A 23,459-nucleotide genomic window follows, 5' to 3' on the forward strand; every position below is an offset into this window, starting at 1 on the left:
GCTTAATCGCAAACGGCATTTTTTGTTGTATTGAGTTAGGGGTTACGGATGACAGATTACGGACCTTCTTTCAACACCAACTTCCTCTCACGAAGCGCAAACAAGTAGCCCAGTAGCCCACCAAGAATATTGCCAAGCGCAATGCCGATAAATAGCCCTTCCACCCCATAGACACGACTGCCCACAAGCCGCCGGCAGGGTGAAGACAAACAATCGCATAAAGCTCCATCGAAAGGCGTGCAACGGCTTATGCATGGCATTCAACCCGCTGACTAGCATCATCACAATACCTTGAAAGCCATAGCTAAACGGGACCACCAGAAGGTAATGCCACAGCAGATTTTTAACCGTTTCCTCTTGTGAGAACAATGCGGCGAGAGGAATGCTTAATGGCACCATAGCCAAGAAAATGAAGCCTTGAAATACCACAGAAAAGCGCATGCTGATGAACAGCCCTGAAAATGCGCGTTGTGGATTGTTGGCACCCAGGTTTTGCGCCATAAATGGGGTTAACGCTGAGGTGAGTGACATCAAGACGAGAATCAATATAGATTCAATGCGTTGAGCTGCGCCATATGCGGCAACGGCAGCTGTACCGTGACTGGATAGCAACATCATTAATATTGCGCCGGATAAGGGATTCATTGCAGTCGACAAGGCGGCTGGCGTGCCAATTTTCAACGTTTGTTGCCAATCTTGCTTCACAAACGCCCATTGCGGTTTCGCTAATAACTTTTCTCTTTTGACCAACACGTAAAGTGAACCGACCAAGCACCTAGCCAACTGAATGCACTGGCGATAGCCGCCCCTTGAATACCAAGTTCTGGGAAGGGGCCAAGCCCAAAGATCAGTAGCGGGTCCAGCATGCCATTGATCAAACCCGCGAGCATCATGATTTTTGCTGGGGTTTTGGTGTCTCCAGTCGCACGAATGGCACTGTTGCCAGCCATCGGGATGACAAGTAATGGAATGGTTAAATACCACACTTGCATATATTGTTCGATGAGTGGGATCAGTGGGTCTGTCGCGCCTAAAAAACCGAATAAGGGAGCAATGGTGAAATACCCTGTGGAAGAGGCGATGGTGACTAACGCCAATGCCAACAGTAAACCGTGCGTGCTAAAACGTGCCGCTTGTGGGGCATGACCTTGGCCCAGTAGACGACCGATGTTGGTCGACAGTCCCATGCCGATTCCCATCGTAATGCAATTGACTGCAAAGGTAACCGGAAAGGTGTAACTGATGGCGGCCAGAGAATCGGTCCCCAGTAAGGAGATAAAGAACGTATCGACTAAGTTAAACATCAAGATAGCGATCATGCCCATCGTCATCGGCACCGTCATCTTACGCAGTGTTTCAGGAATAGGGGCGGTCAGTAAGCCGTGCTTATCGGTTACTGGATTGTCTGACGTGTTCGTTTCCCGCATGGATTGTGTCTATCTGATGGATGTGAGCCAAGGATACAAGAAACCAAGAAGGTGAGCGAGTGCGCATTTATTATGTAAAGCGATGCGAATTTTAAGCTAAGTCACAAAAAAATTACTGTCGCCCCTTGGGATCGCCCATCCGACCCCTTATATATGAGTCAGCAGCCCTAGTGAGGGCAATTATCAAATAAACATGGAAATTTTCAGGAGAGACGACCGATATGAACATTCGTCCATTACATGATCGAGTTATCGTTGAACGTAAAGAAGTTGAATCAAAGTCAGCGGGTGGCATCGTTCTTACGGGTTCTGCTGCGGAGAAATCAACTCGCGGTGTGGTGCTAGCTGTAGGTAAAGGCCGCATTCTAGAAAACGGTACTGTACTACCGCTGGACGTAAAAGTTGGTGATACCGTTATCTTCGCTGAAGGTTACGGCACAAAAACTGAAAAAATCGACGGTAAAGAAGTGCTTGTGATGTCAGAGAACGACATCATGGCAATCGTTGAATAATAGCAATCATTGGGTAATTTTTTGCTCAGATTCAAATACGCAATCAAAAACAGAATTTAGAAAGGAAATCAAAGATGGCTGCTAAAGACGTTAAATTTGGTAATGACGCACGTATTAAAATGCTAGAAGGTGTCAACGTTCTGGCTGACGCAGTAAAAGTAACCTTGGGCCCTAAAGGCCGTAATGTTGTTCTCGACAAATCTTTCGGAGCTCCAACGATCACTAAAGATGGTGTATCAGTCGCGCGTGAAATTGAACTGGAAGACAAATTCCAGAACATGGGCGCACAAATGGTGAAAGAAGTCGCATCTCAAGCAAACGATGCTGCGGGTGACGGTACAACAACAGCGACAGTATTGGCTCAATCTATCGTCAACGAAGGCCTTAAAGCCGTTGCTGCTGGTATGAACCCAATGGATCTTAAACGCGGTATCGACAAAGCCGTTATCGCAGCCGTTGAAGAGCTAAAAGCCCTATCTGTACCATGTGCTGACACTAAAGCGATTGCACAAGTAGGTACGATTTCTGCCAACTCAGACGTAAGCGTAGGTAACATCATTGCAGAGGCAATGGAAAAAGTGGGTCGTGACGGTGTTATCACAGTTGAAGAAGGCCAAGCACTTCAAGATGAGCTTGATGTAGTAGAAGGTATGCAGTTTGATCGCGGTTACCTATCTCCGTACTTCATCAACAACCAAGAAGCGGGCAGCGTTGACCTAGAAAACCCATTCATTCTTCTAGTAGACAAGAAGATCTCTAACATCCGTGAGCTTCTACCAACACTAGAAGCGGTAGCGAAAGCGTCTCGTCCACTGCTAATTATTGCAGAAGACGTAGAAGGCGAAGCTCTGGCAACGCTTGTTGTGAACAACATGCGTGGTATTGTGAAAGTTGCAGCAGTTAAAGCGCCTGGCTTCGGTGATCGTCGTAAAGCTATGTTACAAGACATTGCTATTCTAACCGGTGGTACAGTGATTTCTGAAGAAGTCGGTCTAGAGCTTGAAAAAGTCGCTCTGGAAGATCTCGGTCAAGCGAAGCGCGTTGCAATCACCAAAGAAAACACCACGATCATCGATGGTATTGGTGAAGAAGCAATGATCCAAGGTCGAGTGACTCAGATTCGTCAGCAAATTGAAGAAGCAACGTCTGACTACGATAAAGAGAAGTTGCAAGAGCGTGTTGCTAAACTTGCAGGCGGTGTTGCGGTGATCAAAGTTGGCGCAGCGACTGAAGTTGAGATGAAAGAGAAAAAAGATCGCGTAGAAGATGCATTGCACGCGACTCGTGCAGCGGTTGAAGAAGGCGTTGTCGCTGGTGGTGGTGTTGCACTTATCCGTGCAGCCTCTCGCATTGTTGACCTAGAAGGTGACAACGAAGAGCAAAACGTTGGTATCCGAGTTGCGCTACGCGCAATGGAAGCGCCAATTCGCCAAATCGCTAAGAACGCTGGTGACGAAGATTCTGTCGTGGCGAACAACGTGAAAGCGGGTGAAGGTAGCTACGGTTACAACGCAGCAACGGGTGAATACGGTGACATGCTAGCCATGGGTATCCTAGATCCAACGAAAGTAACGCGTTCTGCATTGCAATTTGCAGCATCGGTTGCGGGTCTAATGATCACCACTGAAGCGATGGTTACTGACCTACCACAGAAAGATGGCGCAGGTATGCCTGACATGGGTGGTATGGGCGGTATGGGTGGTATGGGCGGTATGATGTAGCGCTTACCCAGCTAACCAACCCTTTGAAGAGCCGAGGTTTTACCTCGGCTTTTTTTATATATAACGTTTGAGGTCTGCGAACTTGCAGGAAAATTCTGATAATCAAAACGAGACGGTCGATTGTGTAGATTCGGTGCAATAAATACGGTAAAACGCTGATAAAAATAACTGAGGTTATTTTTTTTGACTACAGTTTTGTGTAAGGCGTGTGAATTGAACTGCAACTCGCCGAGAAAAATAGCACAACAGCAAAATGTAGATCATTCTACTCATTTCGTGACGTATAGGTGAGGTTTGTGGAGTTTGGCTTTATCGACAAACCATTAGTGTGTCCCTCGGGTATTACCTAGATACTGAAGTATCAAAGTAGAGTCGTGGGAGGAATTTGTACCCTACCGTCACAGCTTGATACGTACATCAGGAGATAACAATGAAAAAGCTTATTACGTCTTTGGCAGTGGTTGCCGCTATTACATCACCAGCGGTTTTTGCTGATAGTACCCCGGTAATGTTTTCTACGATTGACCATACTAATGCGCCATCTCGATCAGAGGTGGGCGGCGTTCGTTTGGCGGTTTTGCATGGTCAGGTTAACGAAGTGAAAGGGATCGACTTTTCACTACTCGGTATGTCGGAAACGGATCGTACTACGGGCGTCAACTTTGGTCTTTTCTTTGGTGCAGCTAAAGTAAACCAAGACATGAAAGGAGCGTCGCTAGGTCTGGTTAACTGGAACGAAGGTCAAGCGACGGGTCTGAACTTAGGTGCGGTTAACATCACCAATAATGTGAAAGGCCTGAACTGGAGTGCGGTAAACTATTCGAAAGGTTACACCATGGCTGATGTGGGTTTGGCAAGTATTTCGAAGAAATCAAACTTCCAGCTCGGTATTTTTAACATGACTGACCAAATTGATGGCGTGCAGATTGGTTTACTCAACTGTGCAGACAATGGGTTCTTGAAGTGCTTCCCACTGATTAACTTCGCAAAATAGTTCATCGTTAAAAACGCAACAAGTCGAATTACAAAGACCCCGCTTACTTATCGGGGTCTTTTTCTTTCTAGAACGCGGCGAATTACTTGATTAAACGTGAAGACTTTCTGCGTTGTATTCTTTGATGTACGCCACGGCGAAGCGACTTAATGTGGCGCTCTGCTTCATCAACGCCGAGTAGAACCGTTAAGGCAAGTAAAGTGATGACCACAGACTGCATCAAGTAACCTAGCCCTATCATTAGGCCTAATCCAGCAAGGACCCAAATCACAGCGGCGGAAGTCACGCCATGGATCTTTCCATCTAAGGTCATCATCACGCCCGCGCCGAGAAAGCCAACTCCGGTGATGATTTGGCCGAGTACGCGCGCTTGATCCAGCGTATTCGGTGATAAAGATACCGCCATCGACATAAACAGGTAGGTGCCTGATATGATCAATATTGCGGTGCGAATACCGACTGGTTTTCCTCGGGTTTGACGTTCTATACCAATCATTAACCCATTGATGGCACAACATAATAGAGCTGGCCAGCTGAATGGGCCAAGATCGAAAATCTGTGCGAGTGTTATCTGCATCTTGACCTCCAAAAAAAGCGGAGTATGCACAGGTGCCTGCTTCAAAGCGAACAAAAAGAAATGCTCGTCACGACAAATAGGCGTTGATTTATTCGCTTATTCCAAATGCAGATCGAGTGGCGTTTTACTTGGTCTACCACCGATCTCCCGAGTTAGCTTGGGTACCAAATAACCCGATACACGCGTAATCAAGCCACGCATGATGTCTTTCGCTTCCTCGTCAGAGACAAAGTAGTGTGCAGCGCCCTGTACTTTGTCTAACACATGCAGGTAATAAGGCAATACATGGGCATCGAATAACGCCTCACTCAAGGCCACTTGGGCGTTGATAGAGTCGTTGACACCTTTGAGCAATACGCTTTGGTTTAATAAGGTGACGCCAGCCTTCTTGAGTTTAAACAGCTGAGCGGAGAGCTCTGCGCTTATTTCGTGGGCGTGGTTGATATGCGTGACAAGGATTACGTGTAGTCGAGTGCTGCTGAAGATTTGGCATAATTCTTCTGTAATACGTGCTGGGATCACGACTGGCAGACGGCTGTGAATACGAACGCGCTTAATATGCGGGATTTGCGCGATACTCTCGATAAGCCAACGTAGTTCATCATCCTTGGCCATTAAAGGGTCACCACCAGATAAGATCACTTCATTCAGCTCTGGGTGCTGCTCGATATAAGCCAAGCTTTGTGCCCAAACTTGTTTACCTCCTTTGTTATCTTGATAAGGAAAATGACGGCGGAAGCAGTAGCGACAATTAATAGCACAACCACCTTTGACGATCATCAGGGCACGGTTGCGATATTTGTGCAGTAAGCCAGGGACCTCGTTGTTTTGTTCGTCAAGTGGATCACTGGAGTAACCTGTGTGCACTTCAAATTCTTCGCTCAAGGGTAAAACCTGACGCAAAAGAGGGTCTTTAGGATTGCCTTTTTCCATTCTATCGACAAAACTTTGCGGTACACGCTGTGCAAACAGCTTGCGCGCAGCAAACCCGTCTTGCCACGGTGACGGATCGATTTCGAGTTTTTCGAGCAATATTGCAGGATCTGAGATCCCATTCGCCAATTGTTTGAGCCAGTTTTGCTCAACAGAATCGACTTTTCGGGTTATTATGTGTGGCATTGAATTTAGCTCTAAGAATGTAAGAGGAAAAAATGGCTACAGTTAGCACCAATGAATTTAAAGGCGGTCTTAAATTAATGCTTGATAACGAGCCTTGTGTCATTCTGGAAAACGAATACGTTAAACCAGGGAAAGGCCAAGCGTTCAACCGCGTTAAAATTCGTAAACTTCTTTCTGGTAAAGTGCTAGAGAAAACATTTAAGTCTGGTGACACATGTGAAGTCGCAGACGTAATGGATATCGACCTAGATTATCTATATTCAGACGGTGAATTCTACCACTTTATGAACAATGAGACGTTTGAACAGATCGCAGCAGATGCAAAAGCGGTCGGTGAAAACGCGAAATGGTTGGTAGAAAACAACACTTGTATGATTACGCTTTGGAACGGTAACCCTATTTCCGTCACACCACCAAACTTTGTTGAGCTGGAAGTCGTAGATACTGATCCGGGTCTGAAAGGTGATACTCAAGGTACCGGTGGTAAACCTGCAACACTAACGACTGGCGCCGTTGTTCGTGTGCCTCTATTTATTGCGATTGGCGAAGTGATCAAAGTGGACACTCGTACTGCTGAATACGTAGGTCGTGTGAAGTAATTTTCTGCTTCTCAGAAAAGGTCGCTTTGGCGGCCTTTTTTATTGCTTGTTGTTTGGCTTGAGTCTGGTGTTTTTCAACAGAACCGCATCGGGCTCATCAGCGATTCCTATTTCCACAAAGGTCTTATTTCAAAAAGATCATGGGTGGTCTAAAGCTTTAAAAGCAATTAGATCATGGGTAACTAAATGCTTTTATAGTAAAAAGATCATCGATGACCAAAAACAAAAGAAGCTGGCATATTGCCAGCTTCTTGTTGCTAGTCAGTACCTTAAATCATGAAGATAAAGATAATAGACAGTGCAGTAATTAGACCTGCAAAGGCGTAACACGCGACTTTACCAACCACACCAGTGTGGAATTTAAGGTCATGCATGCCGTGGTGTACGCGGTGCATAGCATGCCACATTGGCAGTGCTAGCGTACCGATGATGAATAATGCGCCAATGATGCTGGTGGCGAATTCAGAGACACGTTCGTAGCTCATGGCCTCTGCATCAATCACACCAAGTGGCACCAGGATACCGAGTACAAGTACAGTGATTGGCGTAATCATCGCAAACCAAGTACCACCCGCACCGAATAACCCCCACCAGATTGGCTCATCAGAACGTGCTGGTGCTTTATCTACACTATAATTTGGTTTCATTATTTCCGCTCCTTACACCACGATGAGAACAATCAGTGAGATGAATGCCACTGCTGCCCATTGAGTCAATACGATGATCTTTTTATCCACTGGTTTACCTTTTAAACGGATAGGCATAACCTGTGGCATCATGCTGAAGAAGGTTTGTGCATGGAATAGGCTGCCCAGTAGCGCAACGATATTGATTGCGACTACAATTGGGTTAGCCATAAAGTCTAACCAACCTTGCCAAGCTTCAGGACCTTTCACGAGTGAACCCAAACCGAAAGTCAGGAAAATAGTGAATAGGATAAGAGGAAGGACCGTTGCTTCACGTACCATATAGAAGCGATAGAACGGATGATCTTTCCACCAAGTGCGCTTTACTTCACGAACGTAAGGTTTACGATTACTCATCCTCATGCCTCCTCTTGAGTTGGTTTGCCATCAGGCTTAAGCATGGCAATCACAAAGTCCATTGAAGACTCAACTTTACCTTGGTTAACCGCAGCAGCAGGGTCGACACTCTTTGGACACACCTCAGAGCAGTAGCCGACGAAAGTACAACCCCATGCACCGTTTTCACCATTGATCAGCTTCATACGTTCTGCTTTACCGTTGTCACGGCTGTCTAGGTTGTAGCGATGTGCCAGTGTTAAAGCCGCAGGCCCAATAAACTCCGGGTTTAAGCCAAACTGCGGACAGGCTGCGTAACAAAGACCACAGTTAATACAACCAGCAAATTGCTTGTATTTCGCCATTTGCTCTGGTGTTTGTAGGTTAGTGCCGTCCTCTGGTTTACGGTCGTTACCGATGATGTAAGGTTTGATTGCTTCAAGACGTTCGATAAACGGTGTCATATCAACAATCAAGTCTTTCTCGATAGGGAAATTCGCCAATGGCTCAATTTTTAGACCGTTAGGGTAGTCACGTAGGAAGCTCTTACAAGCGAGTTTAGGGACACCGTTCACCATGATGCCGCACGAGCCACAGATTGCCATACGGCAAGACCAGCGGTATGACAGATCTTTGTCTAGGTTGTCTTTGATGTAACCTATCGCGTCGAGTACCGACATGGTTTCATCGAAGGGGACTTCGAAAGTTTGTAAATGCGGCTCTGCGTCTTTCTCTGGGTCATAACGCAGAATGTCGATTTTCTGAATGCGGTTTGCTGGCATTATGCTTGCTCCTCTGCGTTTTTCGCGGCTTCTTCTGCTGCTGCGGCTTTTTCTGCCGCCTCACCGTATAGACGCGCTTTTGGCTGTGATTTAGTGATGGTGACATTGCTGTAATCAATGCTTGGTGCAGCGTCTGGCTGGTAGAAAGCCAGAGAGTGCTTCAAGAAGTTTTCATCATCACGTTCAGTACAGCCATCATCTAAGCGTTGGTGTGCACCACGAGACTCTTTACGCAGAATCGCCGAATGTACCATCGCTTCCGCAACTTCAAGACCGTAACCGACTTCAATTGCGTATAGCAGGTCAGTGTTGAACACTTTGCCTTTGTCTTTAATCTTGATGCGCTTGTAGCGTTCTTTCAGCTCGGTAATTTTGTTGATGGTTTCTTGCATCAAGTCTTCTTGACGATAGATACCACAACCCGCTTCCATGGTGTGTCCCATTTCTGTACGGATATCCGCCCAGTTTTCATCGCCTTCTTGGTTCATTAGCGCGGCGATTCTTTCTTCAACGGCTTTCATTTGCTCATTTATCGCTGTGTCGTTCCAGCCTTTGAATTCGGCTGCACGTTTCACGGCGTTTTCACCCGCTACGCGACCAAAGACTACAAACTCAGCGAGTGAGTTAGAGCCAAGGCGGTTTGCACCGTGCAGACCAACAGAAGCACATTCACCGACAGCAAATAGGCCTTTAATGCGAGTTTCACAGCCACCGTTGGTCTCGATACCACCCATGGTGTAGTGCACCGTTGGTCGAATTGGGATTGGTTCTTTGGCGGGATCAACGTTAACGTACGCTTTCGCCAATTCACAAATGAACGGAAGACGCTCTTGTAGGTACTCTTCACCTAGATGGCGAAGGTCGAGATGCACCACATCACCGAGAGGGTGTTTGATGGTGTTACCTTTTTGCTGTTCATGCCAGAATGCTTGAGACACTTTGTCGCGTGGACCCAGTTCCATGTATTTGTTTTTTGGCTCGCCAACTGGCGTCTCTGGGCCCATGCCATAGTCCTGAAGATAGCGGTAGCCGTTTTTGTTGACGATGATACCACCTTCACCACGACAACCTTCCGTCATGAGGATACCAGTGCCAGGTAGACCGGTAGGGTGGTATTGAACGAATTCCATATCACGTAGAGGGACACCATGACGGTAAGCCATTGCCATGCCGTCACCAGTAACAATACCGCCGTTGGTGTTGCAGTGGTAAACACGACCTGCGCCACCAGTAGCAAGGACAACCGATTTTGCTTTAATTGTAACCAGCTCACCTTCAGACATGTGAATCGCGACAAGACCTTGTACTTCACCCTCGTCAACAAGTAGGTCTAGTACAAAGTACTCATCAAAACGCTTGATATTGCTGTACTTCATCGAAGTTTGGAATAAGGTATGAAGCATGTGGAAGCCAGTTTTATCTGCAGCAAACCACGTACGCTCAACTTTCATACCACCAAAACGACGAACGTTCACTTCACCGTTTTCTTTACGGCTCCATGGGCAACCCCATTGCTCCATTTGGATCATTTCTCGAGTCGAGTTTTCTACAAAATATTCAACAACATCCTGCTCACATAGCCAGTCACCACCACCAACGGTGTCGTTAAAGTGATTGTCTAGGCTATCTTCTTCCTTGATAACAGCCGCTGAGCCACCTTCTGCCGCGACCGTGTGAGATCGCATAGGATAAACTTTAGAAATCAGAGCGACTTCTAAGTCTGGGTTTGCTTCTGCTGCTGCAATTGCTGTACGAAGACCAGCGCCGCCGGCGCCGATGACTGCGATATCTGTGATAATAGTTTGCACAGTTATCCTCCAGTGTGTGATTGCGGAAATCCGCTTGTTATTGTGGGGGTGAGGAGGTCGTAACAGAGAACTCCTCTAAAGTAGTACGGTTAGTGTAGAAGAGCTATGTGATAGAAAAATTGATTTATTTGGGGTTTTGCTTCAGTAATGCATACAAGAGCATAAAATTTATATGTAGTGTGATTGTTATCACGCCACTGAGAGCAGTAAAAACAGCAACAAAGCATTAATGTTAGGCAAGTGTTGCGCCATGTTTACCTCATTGATAACAACTTATGTATGGGATGTTTTTTGTTCTGCGGCGCAGAAAATTCGGGCTTCATCTGTATACTTGTTATGTGGACATGAGCATAAGAGATAAAAACCGTGCTCTTCAACTTTCAAAAGTATGTAAAATAGCGCATCCAAACGCTGATTAAGTCTTGAAGAGATCTGTAACTATGCCTACGAATTGGCAACCTACTGCACCAATGGCACTATTACGCGAACGTGCCAAGCTCATTGCTTCTATCCGAGAATTCTTTGCACAGAGGCTGGTGATGGAAGTCGACACTCCGGCCATGAGCCATGCTACTGTGACCGATATTCATTTGCATACCTTTCAAACTGAGTTTGTCGGGCCAGGGTATGCCGATGGCAGTCAGCTATTTTTTGTGACAAGCCCTGAATTCCATATGAAACGCTTACTGGCCGCGGGCAGTGGTTGCATTTATCAGATCAACAAAGCTTTTCGTAATGAAGAAAATGGTCGTCATCACAACCCAGAGTTTTCTATGTTGGAGTGGTATCGAGTTGGCTTTGATCATCATCAGTTGATGGACGAAATGGATGAGCTATTGCAGTTAGTTTTGAGTTGTGGTGCGGCCGTACGCATCACCTATCAGCAGGCATTTCTTGATGCTCTGGGCGTGTGCCCACTTGAAGGAACGATGGCAGAGCTAAAAAGCGTCGCTGCTCAACTTGGATTGAGTGATATTGCACAGCAGGAAGAGCATCGTGATACCTTACTCCAGCTTTTGTTTAGTGTTGGTGTTGAGACTAAAATTGGTCAGACTGTGCCTGCATTTGTTTATGACTTTCCTGCATCTCAAGCGGCGTTAGCAAAAATTAACCCACATGACCACCGGGTAGCAGAGCGTTTTGAGGTGTACTTTAAAGGGATTGAGTTGGCCAATGGATTTCATGAGCTCGACAACCCTCAAGAGCAACTTGCGCGCTTTGAGCAAGACAATAAAAAACGTGTTGAGATGGGGTTGCAGCCACAGCCAATCGACTATCACCTGATTGCTGCATTGCAAGCTGGTTTACCTGATTGTGCAGGCGTCGCGTTAGGTATTGATCGTCTTATTATGCTTGCATTGGGTTGCAATCATATCGATCAGGTGACTGCTTTCCCATTTCCCATTGCGTAAGGATGTTTCATGAACCGAACGATCGGACGTTGTATCATTTTCGCTTGTGCAACGATTATTGCGTATCTCTCTCTTAGTTCTGGTGAGCTGCAAAAGTGGGGGGATTTTACTTATCTCGATAAAGTACAACATCTGATGGCTTACAGCAGTTTTGCTTTCATCTCTTGTGCCTGTGTGGGCAACTGGCGGCAGCGGTGGATGGTCGCAATAGGGATCTTGTTGTTCAGTGCAAGCATTGAATGGTTGCAAGGTTACGTTGGCCGAGAGACATCTTTGTTCGACTTAGCTGCTAATGGCACAGGTATTTTGACTGGTCTGTTAAGTTACCGTATTTGGGGGCTCTATCGACCTCGATGGGTGAAGTCGTTATACTCGATTCGTTAATGGAAAGGGAATCGAATAGCCATGAAAACGCGCGACAAAATCGTCTACGCAGCATTGGAGTTGTTTAATCAACATGGTGAGCGCAACATTACCACCAATCATATAGCCGAACACATCGAAATCAGCCCAGGAAATCTTTACTACCATTTCCGCAATAAGCAAGAAATCGTGCGAGATATTTTTACGCTGTATGCCACGGAACTTTTAGAAAGGTTTACGCCTATGCAAGGCTCTCAAGAAAGTTTGACGATGCTCAAAAGCTATCTCGACTCGACCTTTACTTTGATGTGGAAGTACCGTTTCTTCTACGCTAACTTGCCTGAAATTCTATCCCGTGATGAACAACTTCATGCGCAGTACATCGATGTTCAGGAAAAACTGCAAGGCAATTTAATTGCGATCATGCAAGAGTTTGTGGCACTGAAGTTACTTGAGGTTGATCAGCAACAGTTAAAATCACTCGTGTGTACATTGCATCTCATTGCGTGTAGCTGGCTATCGTATCAATCTGCGATGCTGCCAAAAACCAACATTACTGAGCAGATGGTCAAACAAGGAATGCTGCAAATGGTTAATGTGGTGAAGCCGTTGGCAACGGAGCAGGGACTCGAACAATTGCTGTTGCTTGAAGGATCCGTCAGTGCTCTGCACGGCTAATCGGCCTTATTCTCATTATTGCTACAACTCAATTCTCACTAATAAGTCGACGCTTGGTTGACTTGTTAGCACACCTGCGCACAATAGGGTGAATTTCCTGCCCCAGTTGATTGAAGCTGGGGAATGACACCTGATAAAGGAACTATCATTCAATGAATTACGATATTTTCAATGGCGATGCTGATGGCATCATTGCATTGTTACAATTACGTTTGGCCGACCCGGTTGATGCTCAGTTGGTGACGGGAGTTAAGCGTGATATTAAGCTGGTAGAAACCATCGAGGTGAAAGCAGGCGATGACTTAACGGTGTTAGATATTTCAATGGAAAAGAACATGGCTGGCCTAGAGCGTGCGTTAGAGCAAGGAGCGCATGTCTTTTACGCTGACCATCATAAAGCCGGAGATATTCCTCAGCATGGCAATTTGGATGCGCACATCGATTTGGATGCGAATATGTGTACCGCGTTGATCGTTGATCAGTTACTAAATGGCCAGTTTCATGAATGGGCAATTACCGCGGCTTATGGCGATAACTTGATCGCTAAAGCGGATGAGTTAGCCGATAAAGCGGGTTTAACGGCGGATCAGAAAGCCCAGCTTAAAGAATTAGGAACGCTGATCAACTACAACGGTTACGGTTCGAAAGTGGATGATTTACATTTCCACCCTGCTGATTTGTATCAAGCGCTCTTACAATATGCTTCGCCTTTTGATGTTGTCTCAGATAAAGCGTCGCCATACTATCAACTTCAATCCGCTTACCAGCAAGACATGGAGGCGGCATTGTCCGTTCCTGCTCTGCATGAGAGCAAAACATTGAAACTGTTTGAGCTACCTAACAATGCGGCATCGCGCCGAATCAGCGGTGTATATGGCAACTGGTTAGCCAACCAAACACCAGACTCGGCTCATGCCGTGTTAACCGAAAATGCTGATGGAACCTATACTGTGTCGCTGCGCGCGCCATTAAATAACAAGCAAGGTGCAGTCACTATTTGTGGTCAGTTTCCAACTGGTGGGGGCCGAGAGGCAGCGGCAGGCATTAATGCTTTAAGCAAAGAGGATGTCAGCGCGTTCATAAACGCGGTGGAAACGCATTACGCGTAACACGACAACCCTGCAGCAATAAGAAAAGTGAAAGGAGCCAATCGGCTCCTTTTCTGTTCCTAGGGGCTTACTATGATTAGCCTTTACAGTCGTTTCAACCACGATTTCGGATTTTGTGCTCGGCTGTTGCGGCGGATTTCAAAGTAAAGTGAAGGGCGGTGTTGTCCCCCCGTGTCGCCCGCAAGAGCGATCACTTCACCTGCGGTGACTTTGTCGCCTTCTTTTTTCGTCAGAGCCTGGTTGTACCCATAAAGCGTCATGTCACCTTTACCATGATCGAGTAATACCACCAAACCATAACCACGCAGATACTCCGCGAATACCACGGTACCAGGATAAACAGCTTTAACCTTTTGACCATAGTTGGCGGATAACACCATGCCTTTCCAGTTTACTTGGCCTGTCTGACGAGTGCCAAAGTTGTGCAGAACGTTGCCTTTTAGTGGCCATGGTAGTTTACCTCGTTGTTTGCCCAATCCATCCATTGGCACCGAGTTGCGTTTTGCTGCTTTGGCGATCTCCGCTTTAAGGCGTGTTTCGTTGCGCTGCAGTTCAGCAAGGTAACGTTTGTCGTTTTGGATACTGCTCCGAATCTTACCTAAGGTTTTTTTTCGTTGCGATTGGGTTCCCGCTAGCGCACTACGCTTTTCCGACTGTTGCTTGAGTAACGTTTCGATCTGCTCTTTTTCAAGCTCAAGTTGGTTTCTATTATGCGCAAGCTGTTCAGTGGTTTTCGTAATCGCAGCAATGACGTTTGCGCGCTCTTTGGCCAAGTGTTGGAAGTATTGGCTGATACGATCTTCTTCTACACCTTGATTCAGTAGGTGGCCATTGGCTTTGGCACGCTCAGTGACGTAGTAAGTTTGTATCAGTTGCTTGAGCTCTTTCTCTTGATCTTGGCGCTGAGCTTCTTGTAGGCCGATCTTCTCTTCAAGTTTCTCTATGTTTTGGTCGGCTTGAGAGAGTTTTGATTTGGTTTGTTTGATCTCTCGTTCTAACCGAGATATACCAAGCTCTTGATCTTTCAGTGAGCGTTGCAACTCATTGAGCTGTTTCTCCTGAGAGGTCAGGGATTTTTTCTGACGGCTTATCTCGCTGGAAACACCTTTAAGTTCTTGTTGGCTAACGGCTCCGGATACGAGCGGATAAGCGGCAGATAAAACACAAGTCAATAAAATAGCTGAGCGGAGCACAGGGTGTTTCTGTTTGTTCACTTGAGAGTTACCTACCACATTGTTGAAGATTAAATGCCGTCCCCATGGATAAAGCTTTGAGACTTACCATTAAAGCATTGATCCATATCGAAAGATGGCTTGTTTGATTTTGGACGACCGACAATTTTTGCTGGCACACCTGCCACCGTTGTATGCGCTGGTACCGGTTGTAGTACCACCGAGCAAGAACCAATTTTAGCGCCTTCACCGACTTCGATATTGCCCAGTATCTTAGCTCCTGCACCAATCATCACACCTTCACGAATTTTCGGATGACGGTCACCACTTTCTTTGCCTGTACCACCTAAGGTAACATCTTGCAGAATAGAGACATCATTCGCAACAACGGCTGTTTCACCAATGACGATGCCTGTTGCATGGTCAAGCATGATACCACTACCAATACGAGCCGCAGGATGTATATCAACCTGGCAGGCGACAGAGATCTGATTTTGCAGGTAAGTGGCAAGTGCATGACGCCCTTGCTTCCATAACCAGTTCGCTACACGATAGCCCTGAAGTGCATGGTAGCCTTTCAGGTACAGCAATGGCATAGAATACATCGCCACCGCTGGGTCGCGATTTACGGTTGCGCATATATCACAAGCGGCGCAATCAGTAATGTTTGGGTCAGTCGAGAATGCTTCTTCAATCACTTCTCTGACCGCCATCGCTGGCATTGATGCGGTGTCTAATTTATTCGCCAGAATGTAGCTCAGTGCCGCTTTAAGGCTATCATGTTTGATGATCGTCGCATGGTAAAAGCTGGCCAACATTGGCTCTTGCTCAGACATTTCACGGGCTTCGGAGACTATTTTGTTCCAGACCTTTTGTTTTTCGCAGTGTTTCATTCTCAATATCCTGAGTGGTTCTTCCTTGACCCGACAAGTGCTATTATCTCAGAGTGATACGAAAGCGCGTAGAGTGCTACTTTCCTTCAGATTTTTTGTCACGAGCAAGTAAATCTTGCGCTGCCAGGCGTGCATCTTTTCCTTGATACAATACTTGATAAATTTGATCAACAATTGGCATCTCAACACCCATGCGTTGAGACAGCATCCATACCTCTTTTGTGTTGCGGTAGCCTTCCACAACTTGACCAATTTCAGTTTGCGCGGTATCGACGTCTTTGCCTTGTCCCAGAGCTAAGCCAAAGCGGCGGTTTCTTGATTGGTTGTCGGTACACGTAAGGACTAGGTCTCCTAAGCCAGCCATGCCCATAAAGGTTTCTGGTTTTGCACCAAGCGCGGCACCTAAACGGCTCATTTCTGCCAAGCCTCGAGTGATAAGGGCGGTTCGAGCATTGGCGCCAAAGCCGATGCCATCTGACATACCCGCGCCAATGGCGATGACGTTTTTGACTGCACCACCTAGTTGCATACCAGTGAAGTCACTATTAGCGTATACGCGGAACGTCTTACTGCAATGGATTTTCTCTTGTAGGTCGGCAACAAACTGAGCATCGGGTGAAGCAACCGAAATAGCGGTTGGTAAGCCCATTGCTAGTTCTTTCGCGAAAGTGGGGCCAGACAAGACGGCTAGGGAGTAGTTTTCGCCGATAATGTCGAACGCGACATCTTTAAGTAGGCGACCTGTCTCAGGTTCGAGCCCTTTGGTTGCCCAACAGATACGTGAATCATCACGCAAGAAAGGTTTGCAGCTTTTTAATACGATGCCAAAAACGTGGCTTGGCACCACGACAAGTAAGTCTCGGCTGGCTTGGACAGCTTTTTCCAAATCTGATTCAACGATCAAACTGTCTGGAAAATCCACACCAGGTAAGAATTCATGGTTAGCACGATCGGTTTCAAGGCGAGCCATGTGCTCGGGCTCGTGTCCCCAAAGGATAATGTTTGCACCATTACGCGCAAGGGAGATCGCTAGCGAAGTGCCATATGAGCCTGCGCCAAGGACTGTCATCGCAATGTCTTTACCGTAAGCATTGTTTGTATTTGCTTTTGTCATGCTGCCGCCTAATAGAGTTTTTACTGTTCTAATCTAGTCTATCATCGCAAGATTTTACGTTCTCGGAAGATTAGGAGCTAGAAAATAAAAAATGCACATCGCATCGTTTTTTGGACGCTTTGTGCATTTAATTTGGGTATGCGACATGAAGTTTTTGCCTACACGTCACTTACAAATGTGAATTACGCTTCAGCTTCGCCTTCCGCTTGCTGTTGAAGGTAGTTCATGAACAGCGCATCGAAGTTAACTGGTGCTAGGTTCAGTTGAGGGAACGTTCCTTTAACAACGAGGCTTGAAATGGTTTCACGAGCGTATGGGAATAGAATGTTCGGACAGAATGCGCCTAGGCAATGTGCAAGTTGACCTGCTTCCATCTGTTCTGCAGTGAAGATACCGCCTTGCTGAACTTCACATAGGAATGCCGTTTCTTCAGCATTTTTTACCGTCACAGTTAGGCGTAGGATGACTTCGTAAACGCCTTCGCCAAGTTCACGGCTTTGAGTATCGAGATCCAGTTTAACGTCTGGATTCCACTCTTTTTGAAAGATTACTGGAGAGTTAGGAGCTTCGAAAGAAACGTCTTTTAGGAAGATACGTTGAATTGCGAAGTTTTGTTGTGCGTCTTGTGGTGCTGCTTCAGCCATTTTTTTATCCTTAATAAACATTGGTTGAGTCTAGAACTTTCTCGACTCAGAAATTTGTCTTGTCCCGAGACTAACTGAGCTAATGTAGCTTGACTAGATGAAGCATGTATTACGTGCCAAGTGTCACAACTTGGCATTGTAAGTGCTTTATTTTTACTCAGTTGGTACTTGCAAAGCGTGACCATGGTCGGTTGGGTTATCGAACACGACGTTGAGTGACGTATTGAGCGGTCGCTTCCTCGTTGATTGAGGTGATGACCCATCATAAACTTGCTAGGTCACTTTTATGCGCCACGAACTATTTATGCGCCACGAACCATTTATGCCACGAGCCATTTGCGCTCCGGACTACTTTTTTCCACGAACTAACGGCAGGTTTGCTTCTTTCCAAGCCGACAAACCATTTTTAAGTAGGCTAACGTTTTCAAAGCCTGCTTTGGCTAGTTGACTTGCGCTTTCTTGAGCAGTTTGCCCTGTTTTGCATACCACAATGATTGGGTCGGATTTATGTTTTTCAAGGCTACTCAAGTTACCCGTTTTGATATCTGACGGTAAAATGTGAACTGAGTCGGTTATGTGACCTTGTTTAAACTCATCTTTGGTTCGCGTATCGACAACCACACCATTTTCTTTGTTAATCAGTTGGGTTAGTTGGTTTACGCTGATTTCTTTGTATGCTGCGGTGGCAGATTTTACGATATTCATGATTAATGCGATAAGCACGCCTACCCAAACCAAAGATAGAATCATGTTCTGCTGGAAAAATTCAATGTACTCTTGCATGTCTTGAGCTCTTACACTTTTTGCCGGAAAAATAAAGCAGGAGTATAGCGAGGTTGAGGCGCTTAGGCGAGTGGCTTAAATTGTTCTGACCAATAATTGGGATCTTCACAAACTCTTTTAAACGCGTTTCGCACTTTGTAGACCCTAGGAGCATCTAACTTACCTATCGAATTGATTGCTGAAACTGGTTTTTCTTTTACGTATAAATGCGAATAATAGTGTCAGTATAAGAGCTGGTAGCAAAGTAAATCGCTACCAATTAACGAGGGCAAGGGTGTACAAAGCCCATTGAGAATGACTATGCTTGTTGAACACAGTTTAACGCTATATAACCTCAACGATTTCGTGGTTAGATGAAAACAAATAAAGGTGAATTTGTATATTGAGTTGTAAGTCAGCAACACTAAATCGCAAACATTATTTGATCTTACCCTACAGTTTTGGTTAAAAAGTGTAGTAAAATTACGCTAGTTTTGTTTCAAGGTTAGATAGGGCAGCGAGGCCCTACGCCAAAGTTACTTAAATTTGATGAGGTCATCACTATGTCAGCTAAGAAGCCATTGGCTCTAGTTATCCTTGACGGTTACGGTTACCGTGAAGACAGCGCAAGTAACGCAATTGCGAATGCAAAAACACCAGTAATGGATTCACTGATTGCGAACCACCCGAATACACTAATCTCTGCTTCAGGTTTGGATGTAGGCCTTCCTGAAGGTCAAATGGGTAACTCTGAAGTCGGCCACACCAATATTGGTGCCGGTCGTGTTGTTTACCAAGACCTAACTCGTATTACTAAATCTATCGCTGACGGTGAGTTCTCACAAACGCCAGCGCTTGTTGAAGCCATGGACTCAGCGATTAATGCGGGTAAAGCGGTTCACATCATGGGGTTAATGTCTCCAGGTGGCGTGCACTCTCATGAAGATCACATCTATGCAGCCGTTGAAATGGCAGCTGCTCGTGGCGCTGAGAAAATTTACCTTCACTGCTTCCTAGACGGTCGTGATACACCACCACGCAGCGCAGAAAACTCGCTAAAACGTTTTGACGAGCTGTTTGCTAAGCTAGGTAAAGGCCGTGTTGCCTCTCTCGTTGGTCGTTACTACGCAATGGACCGTGACAATAACTGGGAACGTGTACAAGTCGCTTATGATTTGCTGACTCAAGCAAAAGCAGATTTCACTTTTGACTCAGCCGTTGCTGGTCTTGAAGCTGCTTACGCTCGTGAGGAAAACGATGAATTCGTGAAAGCGACCGCAATCAAATCTGAAGGACAAGAAGACGCAATCATGCAAGACGGTGATGCGGTTATCTTCATGAACTACCGCGCCGACCGTGCTCGTCAAATCACGCGTGCATTTGTGCCTGATTTCGACGGCTTTGAGCGTGCAGTATTCCCGACGCTTAACTTTGTTATGTTGACGCAGTACGCGGCAGATATCCCGCTGGCAACGGCTTTCCCACCTGCATCGTTGGAAAATACTTACGGTGAGTGGTTATCTAAGCAAGGTCAAACTCAGCTACGAATTTCTGAAACAGAGAAATACGCGCACGTGACTTTCTTCTTCAACGGTGGTGTTGAGAATGAGTTTGAAGGCGAAGAGCGTCAACTTGTTGCTTCTCCAAAAGTCGCGACTTACGATCTACAACCTGAAATGAGCTCTCCTGAGCTGACGGAAAAAATGGTTGCAGCGATCAAGTCTGGCAAATACGACACCATCATTTGTAACTACCCGAATGCGGATATGGTGGGTCACACTGGAGTTTACGAAGCGGCGGAACAAGCAATCGAAGCGCTGGATGAAAGTGTTGGTAAAGTCGTTGAAGCGATCAAGGAAGTGGGTGGTCAACTACTGATCACAGCAGACCACGGTAACGCAGAAATGATGGTAGACCCAGAAACGGGTGGTACTCATACTGCACACACTAACTTACCTGTTCCTCTGATTTATGTGGGGGATAAAGCAGTTGAGTTTAAAGAAGGCGGTAAGCTTTCTGACCTAGCGCCAACGATGCTTGCATTGTCTGGTCTAGAAATTCCTGCAGAAATGTCTGGTGATATTCTTTTTAAATAAGAGTTTAGGTAACTATTACTTAAATCATTAAAAGAGTTCTTAAATGACAAAGCCCGAGTTATCGCAACTCGGGCTTTTCTTTAGCATCAAACTACATAGCGTTCATGCCCATCTTGCGATGAAGAGAGGTGGGCTTAATGTACCAAAATTCCTGCTCCAAGAACCGCAAGTGCTGCTCCTAACCAAGCATATCGATTGGGTCTGCGTTTGGTATAAACCCACAAAAGTGGCAACAACATAATCGGTGTGGTTGAAGATAACAGCGCGACCATACCCACATTTCCTTCTTGCAGGGCGTATAAAATAAGTGTCATTCCTACTGCCATCGCGAGAAAGCCATTTAGGGCGGTAATGCCAAACACTCTCCAAGTAATCTGCTGAGTGGCTTTGGCGACCTTTACTCCGATTAAAAGCAACACGCAGTGCGCCGTAAATGCACTGATCATACGAATCGCAGAAGCTGCAATTGGGTCCACACTGGTTTGCATGACGGGTTTGGCAAGAATACCACCAAGTGCTTGGCACAATGCTGCGGTGAGGCCGAGTCCGATACCCACCCAGATATTACCTTTGACGTCTTCGAGTACGTTGTGTGTTTGACCTCGTCGACCAAAGAAGATCGCCATTACGACACCGCTGAACACCAATGCAGAGCCAAGCAGTTCTATGGTGGTCATGCTTTCACTAAACAAGAAGTAACCTAACACCGTCGAGAACACAGCATGGCAAGAGAAAAGTAATCCTGCTTGTCTTGGTCCCATGCGGTTCATGCATGCAAACAGCGCGGTATCGCCAATGAAAATACCAATCAATCCAGACGCCATCATTGGGGGGATGTGTTCTGCTGACACACTTAACCAACCTCCGGTTAACCAAGCCATCGTGGTGAGAATGACCGAGGTACATCCATGCGCCAGCGGCTATAAGAAAAAGCGCCGAGGTGCTGCGCGGGGATAACAGAAATTAAACTGGAGATCGCCCACAAAAAAGCGGCACAGAGTGCAAGCCATTCATAACCCATGAGTGATGAGAATCCGTTGATACGATAGGAAGGCGGATAATATGCACGAAATTGTATTGATGTAAAAGTACCAAGTCTTTAAGGAACAATAAAAAGCAGCTCGTCAAAGAGCTGCTTGCGAGGAAAAGCCTTATGGATTACACCAACACAATGACGGCACCATAGACAATAAATAAGCCTATCAAGCCCAGAATGAGCCCCACTTTCGCCATATCTTTGCTTTCGATTAAACCAGTTGAGTAGGCCAATGAATTTGGTGGGGTAGACACGGGGAGAATCATCCCCAATGACGCGGAGAAGGCGACCACGACCAATAAGCCTTGCAGTCCTCCTATTTCCACTAAACTTGGCATTGAGACACCAATGGCCGCGGCGATTGGCATCAATAAGTTAGCGGTTGCAGTATTGGACATAAAGTTAGCCATCAACCAGCAAACGACGGAAATGGCCACGACAACTGCAAAGGGTGAGAGCGATTGGTAGTCAATCGCATGAGCTAAGGCTTCGGCGAGTCCTGTTTTGTCTAAGGCAATACCAATCGCAATACCACCAGCCACCAGCCACAATACATCCCAATTGATCAGCTTTAGCTCTTCTTTGCCCATAATGCCCGTTAAGGTAAATACCGCGAGTGGAATTATCGCGACAACGTAGGTATTCATCCCATGAACTTGAGTGGTCATCCAGAGCAGGATTGTCATTGCGAAGGTTACATAGACCACAATAGCACGCCAGTTTCGCTGAAAAGTACCATCTAGCTTGAGCTTCATTTCTGACTCGTTGGAAGGGAATAGCTTTTGCAATAAGAACCAAGCAATGGTCAGTTGTATCAGTACGAAAGGCAACCCCATCATCATCCATGAAAGGAAGTCGATGCTGTTTTCACCTGTTAAGTATTGCAGTGCAATTGCGTTTGGTGGTGTGCCAATTGGTGTGGCTATCCCGCCAGTATTGGCTGCTATCGGAATACATAAAACGAGCGCCTTGATGCCTAAATCTCCTTTTGGCGCAGAAGCCACAATCGGTCCTAGTAGTGCCAACATCATTACCGTGGTCGCGGTATTGGACATAAACATAGAGAACACCGCTGTGATCAACATCAGTCCCAGCATGATGAACTTAGGTTGAGTACCAAAGGGTCTAAGCAGTACGCGCGCTAGATTGTTATCCAGCTCATATTTTGATGCCGCAATCGCTAAGGCAAAGCCACCCATAAACAAAATAATAATGGGCGAGGAAAAAGCGGAAAAAATATCGGTATAAGGGATCAACTCACCAAGACTATGGCCTAAAGGTGGTGCTCGAAATAGGTGTAGCCCTTTATCCGAGATCATAATCAGCTCAAGGGCGATGATCAGAATGGAAGTGGCAAAAACAGGAACCGGCTCTAATACCCAAAGTAGTGCCGCGAGAAGGAAGATCGCCAACAGACGATGTTGAATTAAAGTGAGTTCGGCAATGGGTATCGCATCTATCGGCATCCATAAAACACCGAGCGGAATTAAAAAACATATCAGCAGTTTTACCAGCATACTCGTACTCATCTTTGCCATTCGTCGCCCCTTCAAGCATTCACTTCTGGTTGCAGAATAATGGAACCTGGTTTTAGCTACTTAGACGCAAGTATGAGTTTG

Annotated in this window: 21 protein-coding genes and 2 pseudogenes; 9 read left to right on the forward strand and 14 right to left on the reverse strand. The window is 46.1% G+C overall.

Annotation, left to right across the window (positions count from 1 at the left end):
• Window positions 1-56 precede the first annotated feature (56 nt).
• Window positions 57-1,427, reverse strand: a pseudogene (locus SU60_RS07475) (MATE family efflux transporter).
• A 221-nt stretch (window positions 1,428-1,648) separates the two neighbouring features.
• Between SU60_RS07475 and SU60_RS07480 the strand changes: the two are divergent.
• From SU60_RS07480 to SU60_RS07490, 3 genes are all read left to right on the forward strand, one after another.
• Entirely contained in the window at window positions 1,649-1,939 is a 291-nt protein-coding gene (locus SU60_RS07480) for a co-chaperone GroES (protein WP_005381516.1), read from the forward strand.
• 74 nt (window positions 1,940-2,013) lie between these two features.
• Entirely contained in the window at window positions 2,014-3,660 is a 1,647-nt protein-coding gene (gene groL, locus SU60_RS07485; protein WP_041154970.1) for a chaperonin GroEL, read from the forward strand.
• A gap of 430 nt (window positions 3,661-4,090) precedes the next feature.
• Complete coding sequence (locus SU60_RS07490) at window positions 4,091-4,654, forward strand: VC2662 family protein (protein WP_041154971.1); 564 nt, start codon at window positions 4,091-4,093, stop codon at window positions 4,652-4,654.
• 82 nt (window positions 4,655-4,736) lie between these two features.
• Here SU60_RS07490 and SU60_RS07495 read toward each other — a convergent pair whose 3' ends face one another.
• Both SU60_RS07495 and epmB read right to left on the reverse strand, forming a co-directional pair.
• Window positions 4,737-5,231: an MgtC/SapB family protein gene (locus SU60_RS07495; protein ID WP_041154972.1), complete on the reverse strand. Its 495-nt coding sequence runs from the start codon at window positions 5,229-5,231 to the stop codon at window positions 4,737-4,739.
• Window positions 5,232-5,327: 96 nt separating this feature from the next.
• The gene (gene epmB, locus SU60_RS07500; protein ID WP_041154973.1) at window positions 5,328-6,350 is read right to left on the reverse strand and encodes an EF-P beta-lysylation protein EpmB; all 1,023 of its coding nucleotides are present in this window, start codon (window positions 6,348-6,350) and stop codon (window positions 5,328-5,330) included.
• Window positions 6,351-6,382: 32 nt separating this feature from the next.
• Between epmB and efp the strand changes: the two genes are divergently transcribed.
• Window positions 6,383-6,949, forward strand: coding sequence for an elongation factor P (gene efp, locus SU60_RS07505; RefSeq protein ID WP_041154974.1), 567 nt, complete (start codon window positions 6,383-6,385; stop codon window positions 6,947-6,949).
• Between the two features lie 269 nt (window positions 6,950-7,218).
• On the opposite strand, the gene frdD is transcribed toward efp, so the two are convergent.
• The 4 genes from frdD to frdA are packed head-to-tail and all read right to left on the reverse strand — an operon-like array spanning window position 7,219 to window position 10,561.
• The gene (gene frdD, locus SU60_RS07510) at window positions 7,219-7,596 is read right to left on the reverse strand and encodes a fumarate reductase subunit FrdD (RefSeq protein WP_041154975.1); all 378 of its coding nucleotides are present in this window, start codon (window positions 7,594-7,596) and stop codon (window positions 7,219-7,221) included.
• A gap of 12 nt (window positions 7,597-7,608) precedes the next feature.
• Window positions 7,609-7,992 (reverse strand): fumarate reductase subunit FrdC, encoded by a 384-nt coding sequence (frdC, locus tag SU60_RS07515; RefSeq protein WP_041154976.1) that lies wholly within the window; start codon window positions 7,990-7,992, stop codon window positions 7,609-7,611.
• Window positions 7,993-7,994: 2 nt separating this feature from the next.
• On the reverse strand, window positions 7,995-8,753 hold the full coding sequence (locus SU60_RS07520; protein ID WP_041154977.1) for a succinate dehydrogenase/fumarate reductase iron-sulfur subunit: 759 nt from the start codon (window positions 8,751-8,753) through the stop codon (window positions 7,995-7,997).
• Window positions 8,753-10,561, reverse strand: a complete 1,809-nt coding sequence (gene frdA, locus SU60_RS07525) for a fumarate reductase (quinol) flavoprotein subunit (RefSeq protein WP_041154978.1) — start codon at window positions 10,559-10,561, stop codon at window positions 8,753-8,755. The genes SU60_RS07520 and frdA overlap by 1 nt, the downstream gene beginning before the upstream one ends.
• Window positions 10,562-11,001: 440 nt before the next feature.
• On the opposite strand from frdA, the gene epmA reads away from it, so the two are divergent.
• The 4 genes from epmA (at window position 11,002) to SU60_RS07545 (ending at window position 14,123) form a co-directional block, all read left to right on the forward strand.
• On the forward strand, window positions 11,002-11,973 hold the full coding sequence (gene epmA / locus SU60_RS07530) for an elongation factor P--(R)-beta-lysine ligase (protein WP_041154979.1): 972 nt from the start codon (window positions 11,002-11,004) through the stop codon (window positions 11,971-11,973).
• Between the two features lie 9 nt (window positions 11,974-11,982).
• Window positions 11,983-12,357, forward strand: coding sequence for a VanZ family protein (locus SU60_RS07535; protein WP_041154980.1), 375 nt, complete (start codon window positions 11,983-11,985; stop codon window positions 12,355-12,357).
• Window positions 12,358-12,378: 21 nt separating this feature from the next.
• Window positions 12,379-13,014, forward strand: a complete 636-nt coding sequence (locus tag SU60_RS07540; RefSeq protein WP_041154981.1) for a TetR/AcrR family transcriptional regulator — start codon at window positions 12,379-12,381, stop codon at window positions 13,012-13,014.
• A gap of 152 nt (window positions 13,015-13,166) precedes the next feature.
• Window positions 13,167-14,123 carry an acetyltransferase gene (locus SU60_RS07545; protein ID WP_041154982.1) on the forward strand — a complete coding sequence of 319 codons (957 nt, stop codon included), beginning with the start codon at window positions 13,167-13,169 and terminating at the stop codon, window positions 14,121-14,123.
• Window positions 14,124-14,206: 83 nt separating this feature from the next.
• On the opposite strand, the gene SU60_RS07550 is transcribed toward SU60_RS07545, so the two are convergent.
• The 5 genes from SU60_RS07550 to SU60_RS07570 form a co-directional block, all read right to left on the reverse strand.
• Complete coding sequence (locus SU60_RS07550; RefSeq protein WP_041154983.1) at window positions 14,207-15,355, reverse strand: murein hydrolase activator EnvC family protein; 1,149 nt, start codon at window positions 15,353-15,355, stop codon at window positions 14,207-14,209.
• A gap of 11 nt (window positions 15,356-15,366) precedes the next feature.
• A complete protein-coding gene (gene cysE, locus SU60_RS07555) occupies window positions 15,367-16,188 on the reverse strand; it encodes a serine O-acetyltransferase (protein ID WP_041154984.1) in 822 nt (273 codons plus the stop codon).
• 76 nt (window positions 16,189-16,264) lie between these two features.
• A complete protein-coding gene (gene gpsA, locus SU60_RS07560) occupies window positions 16,265-17,302 on the reverse strand; it encodes an NAD(P)H-dependent glycerol-3-phosphate dehydrogenase (RefSeq protein ID WP_041154985.1) in 1,038 nt (345 codons plus the stop codon).
• A 182-nt stretch (window positions 17,303-17,484) separates the two neighbouring features.
• Window positions 17,485-17,946 (reverse strand): protein-export chaperone SecB, encoded by a 462-nt coding sequence (gene secB, locus SU60_RS07565; protein WP_041154986.1) that lies wholly within the window; start codon window positions 17,944-17,946, stop codon window positions 17,485-17,487.
• Window positions 17,947-18,294: 348 nt separating this feature from the next.
• The gene (locus SU60_RS07570) at window positions 18,295-18,729 is read right to left on the reverse strand and encodes a rhodanese-like domain-containing protein (protein WP_041154987.1); all 435 of its coding nucleotides are present in this window, start codon (window positions 18,727-18,729) and stop codon (window positions 18,295-18,297) included.
• Between the two features lie 542 nt (window positions 18,730-19,271).
• Between SU60_RS07570 and gpmM the strand changes: the two genes are divergently transcribed.
• Complete coding sequence (gpmM, locus tag SU60_RS07575) at window positions 19,272-20,804, forward strand: 2,3-bisphosphoglycerate-independent phosphoglycerate mutase (protein WP_041154988.1); 1,533 nt, start codon at window positions 19,272-19,274, stop codon at window positions 20,802-20,804.
• A 134-nt stretch (window positions 20,805-20,938) separates the two neighbouring features.
• On the opposite strand, the pseudogene SU60_RS07580 reads toward gpmM, so the two are convergent.
• Together SU60_RS07580 and SU60_RS07585 are read right to left on the reverse strand one after the other, a co-directional pair.
• Window positions 20,939-21,825 (reverse strand): annotated as a pseudogene (locus SU60_RS07580) (DMT family transporter).
• Window positions 21,826-21,962: 137 nt separating this feature from the next.
• Window positions 21,963-23,378: an SLC13 family permease gene (locus tag SU60_RS07585; RefSeq protein ID WP_041154989.1), complete on the reverse strand. Its 1,416-nt coding sequence runs from the start codon at window positions 23,376-23,378 to the stop codon at window positions 21,963-21,965.
• Between the last annotated feature and the right edge of the window lie 81 nt (window positions 23,379-23,459).

The organism is Vibrio mytili, from assembly GCF_000830505.1.
Taxonomy (GTDB): Bacteria; Pseudomonadota; Gammaproteobacteria; order Enterobacterales; family Vibrionaceae; genus Vibrio; species Vibrio mytili.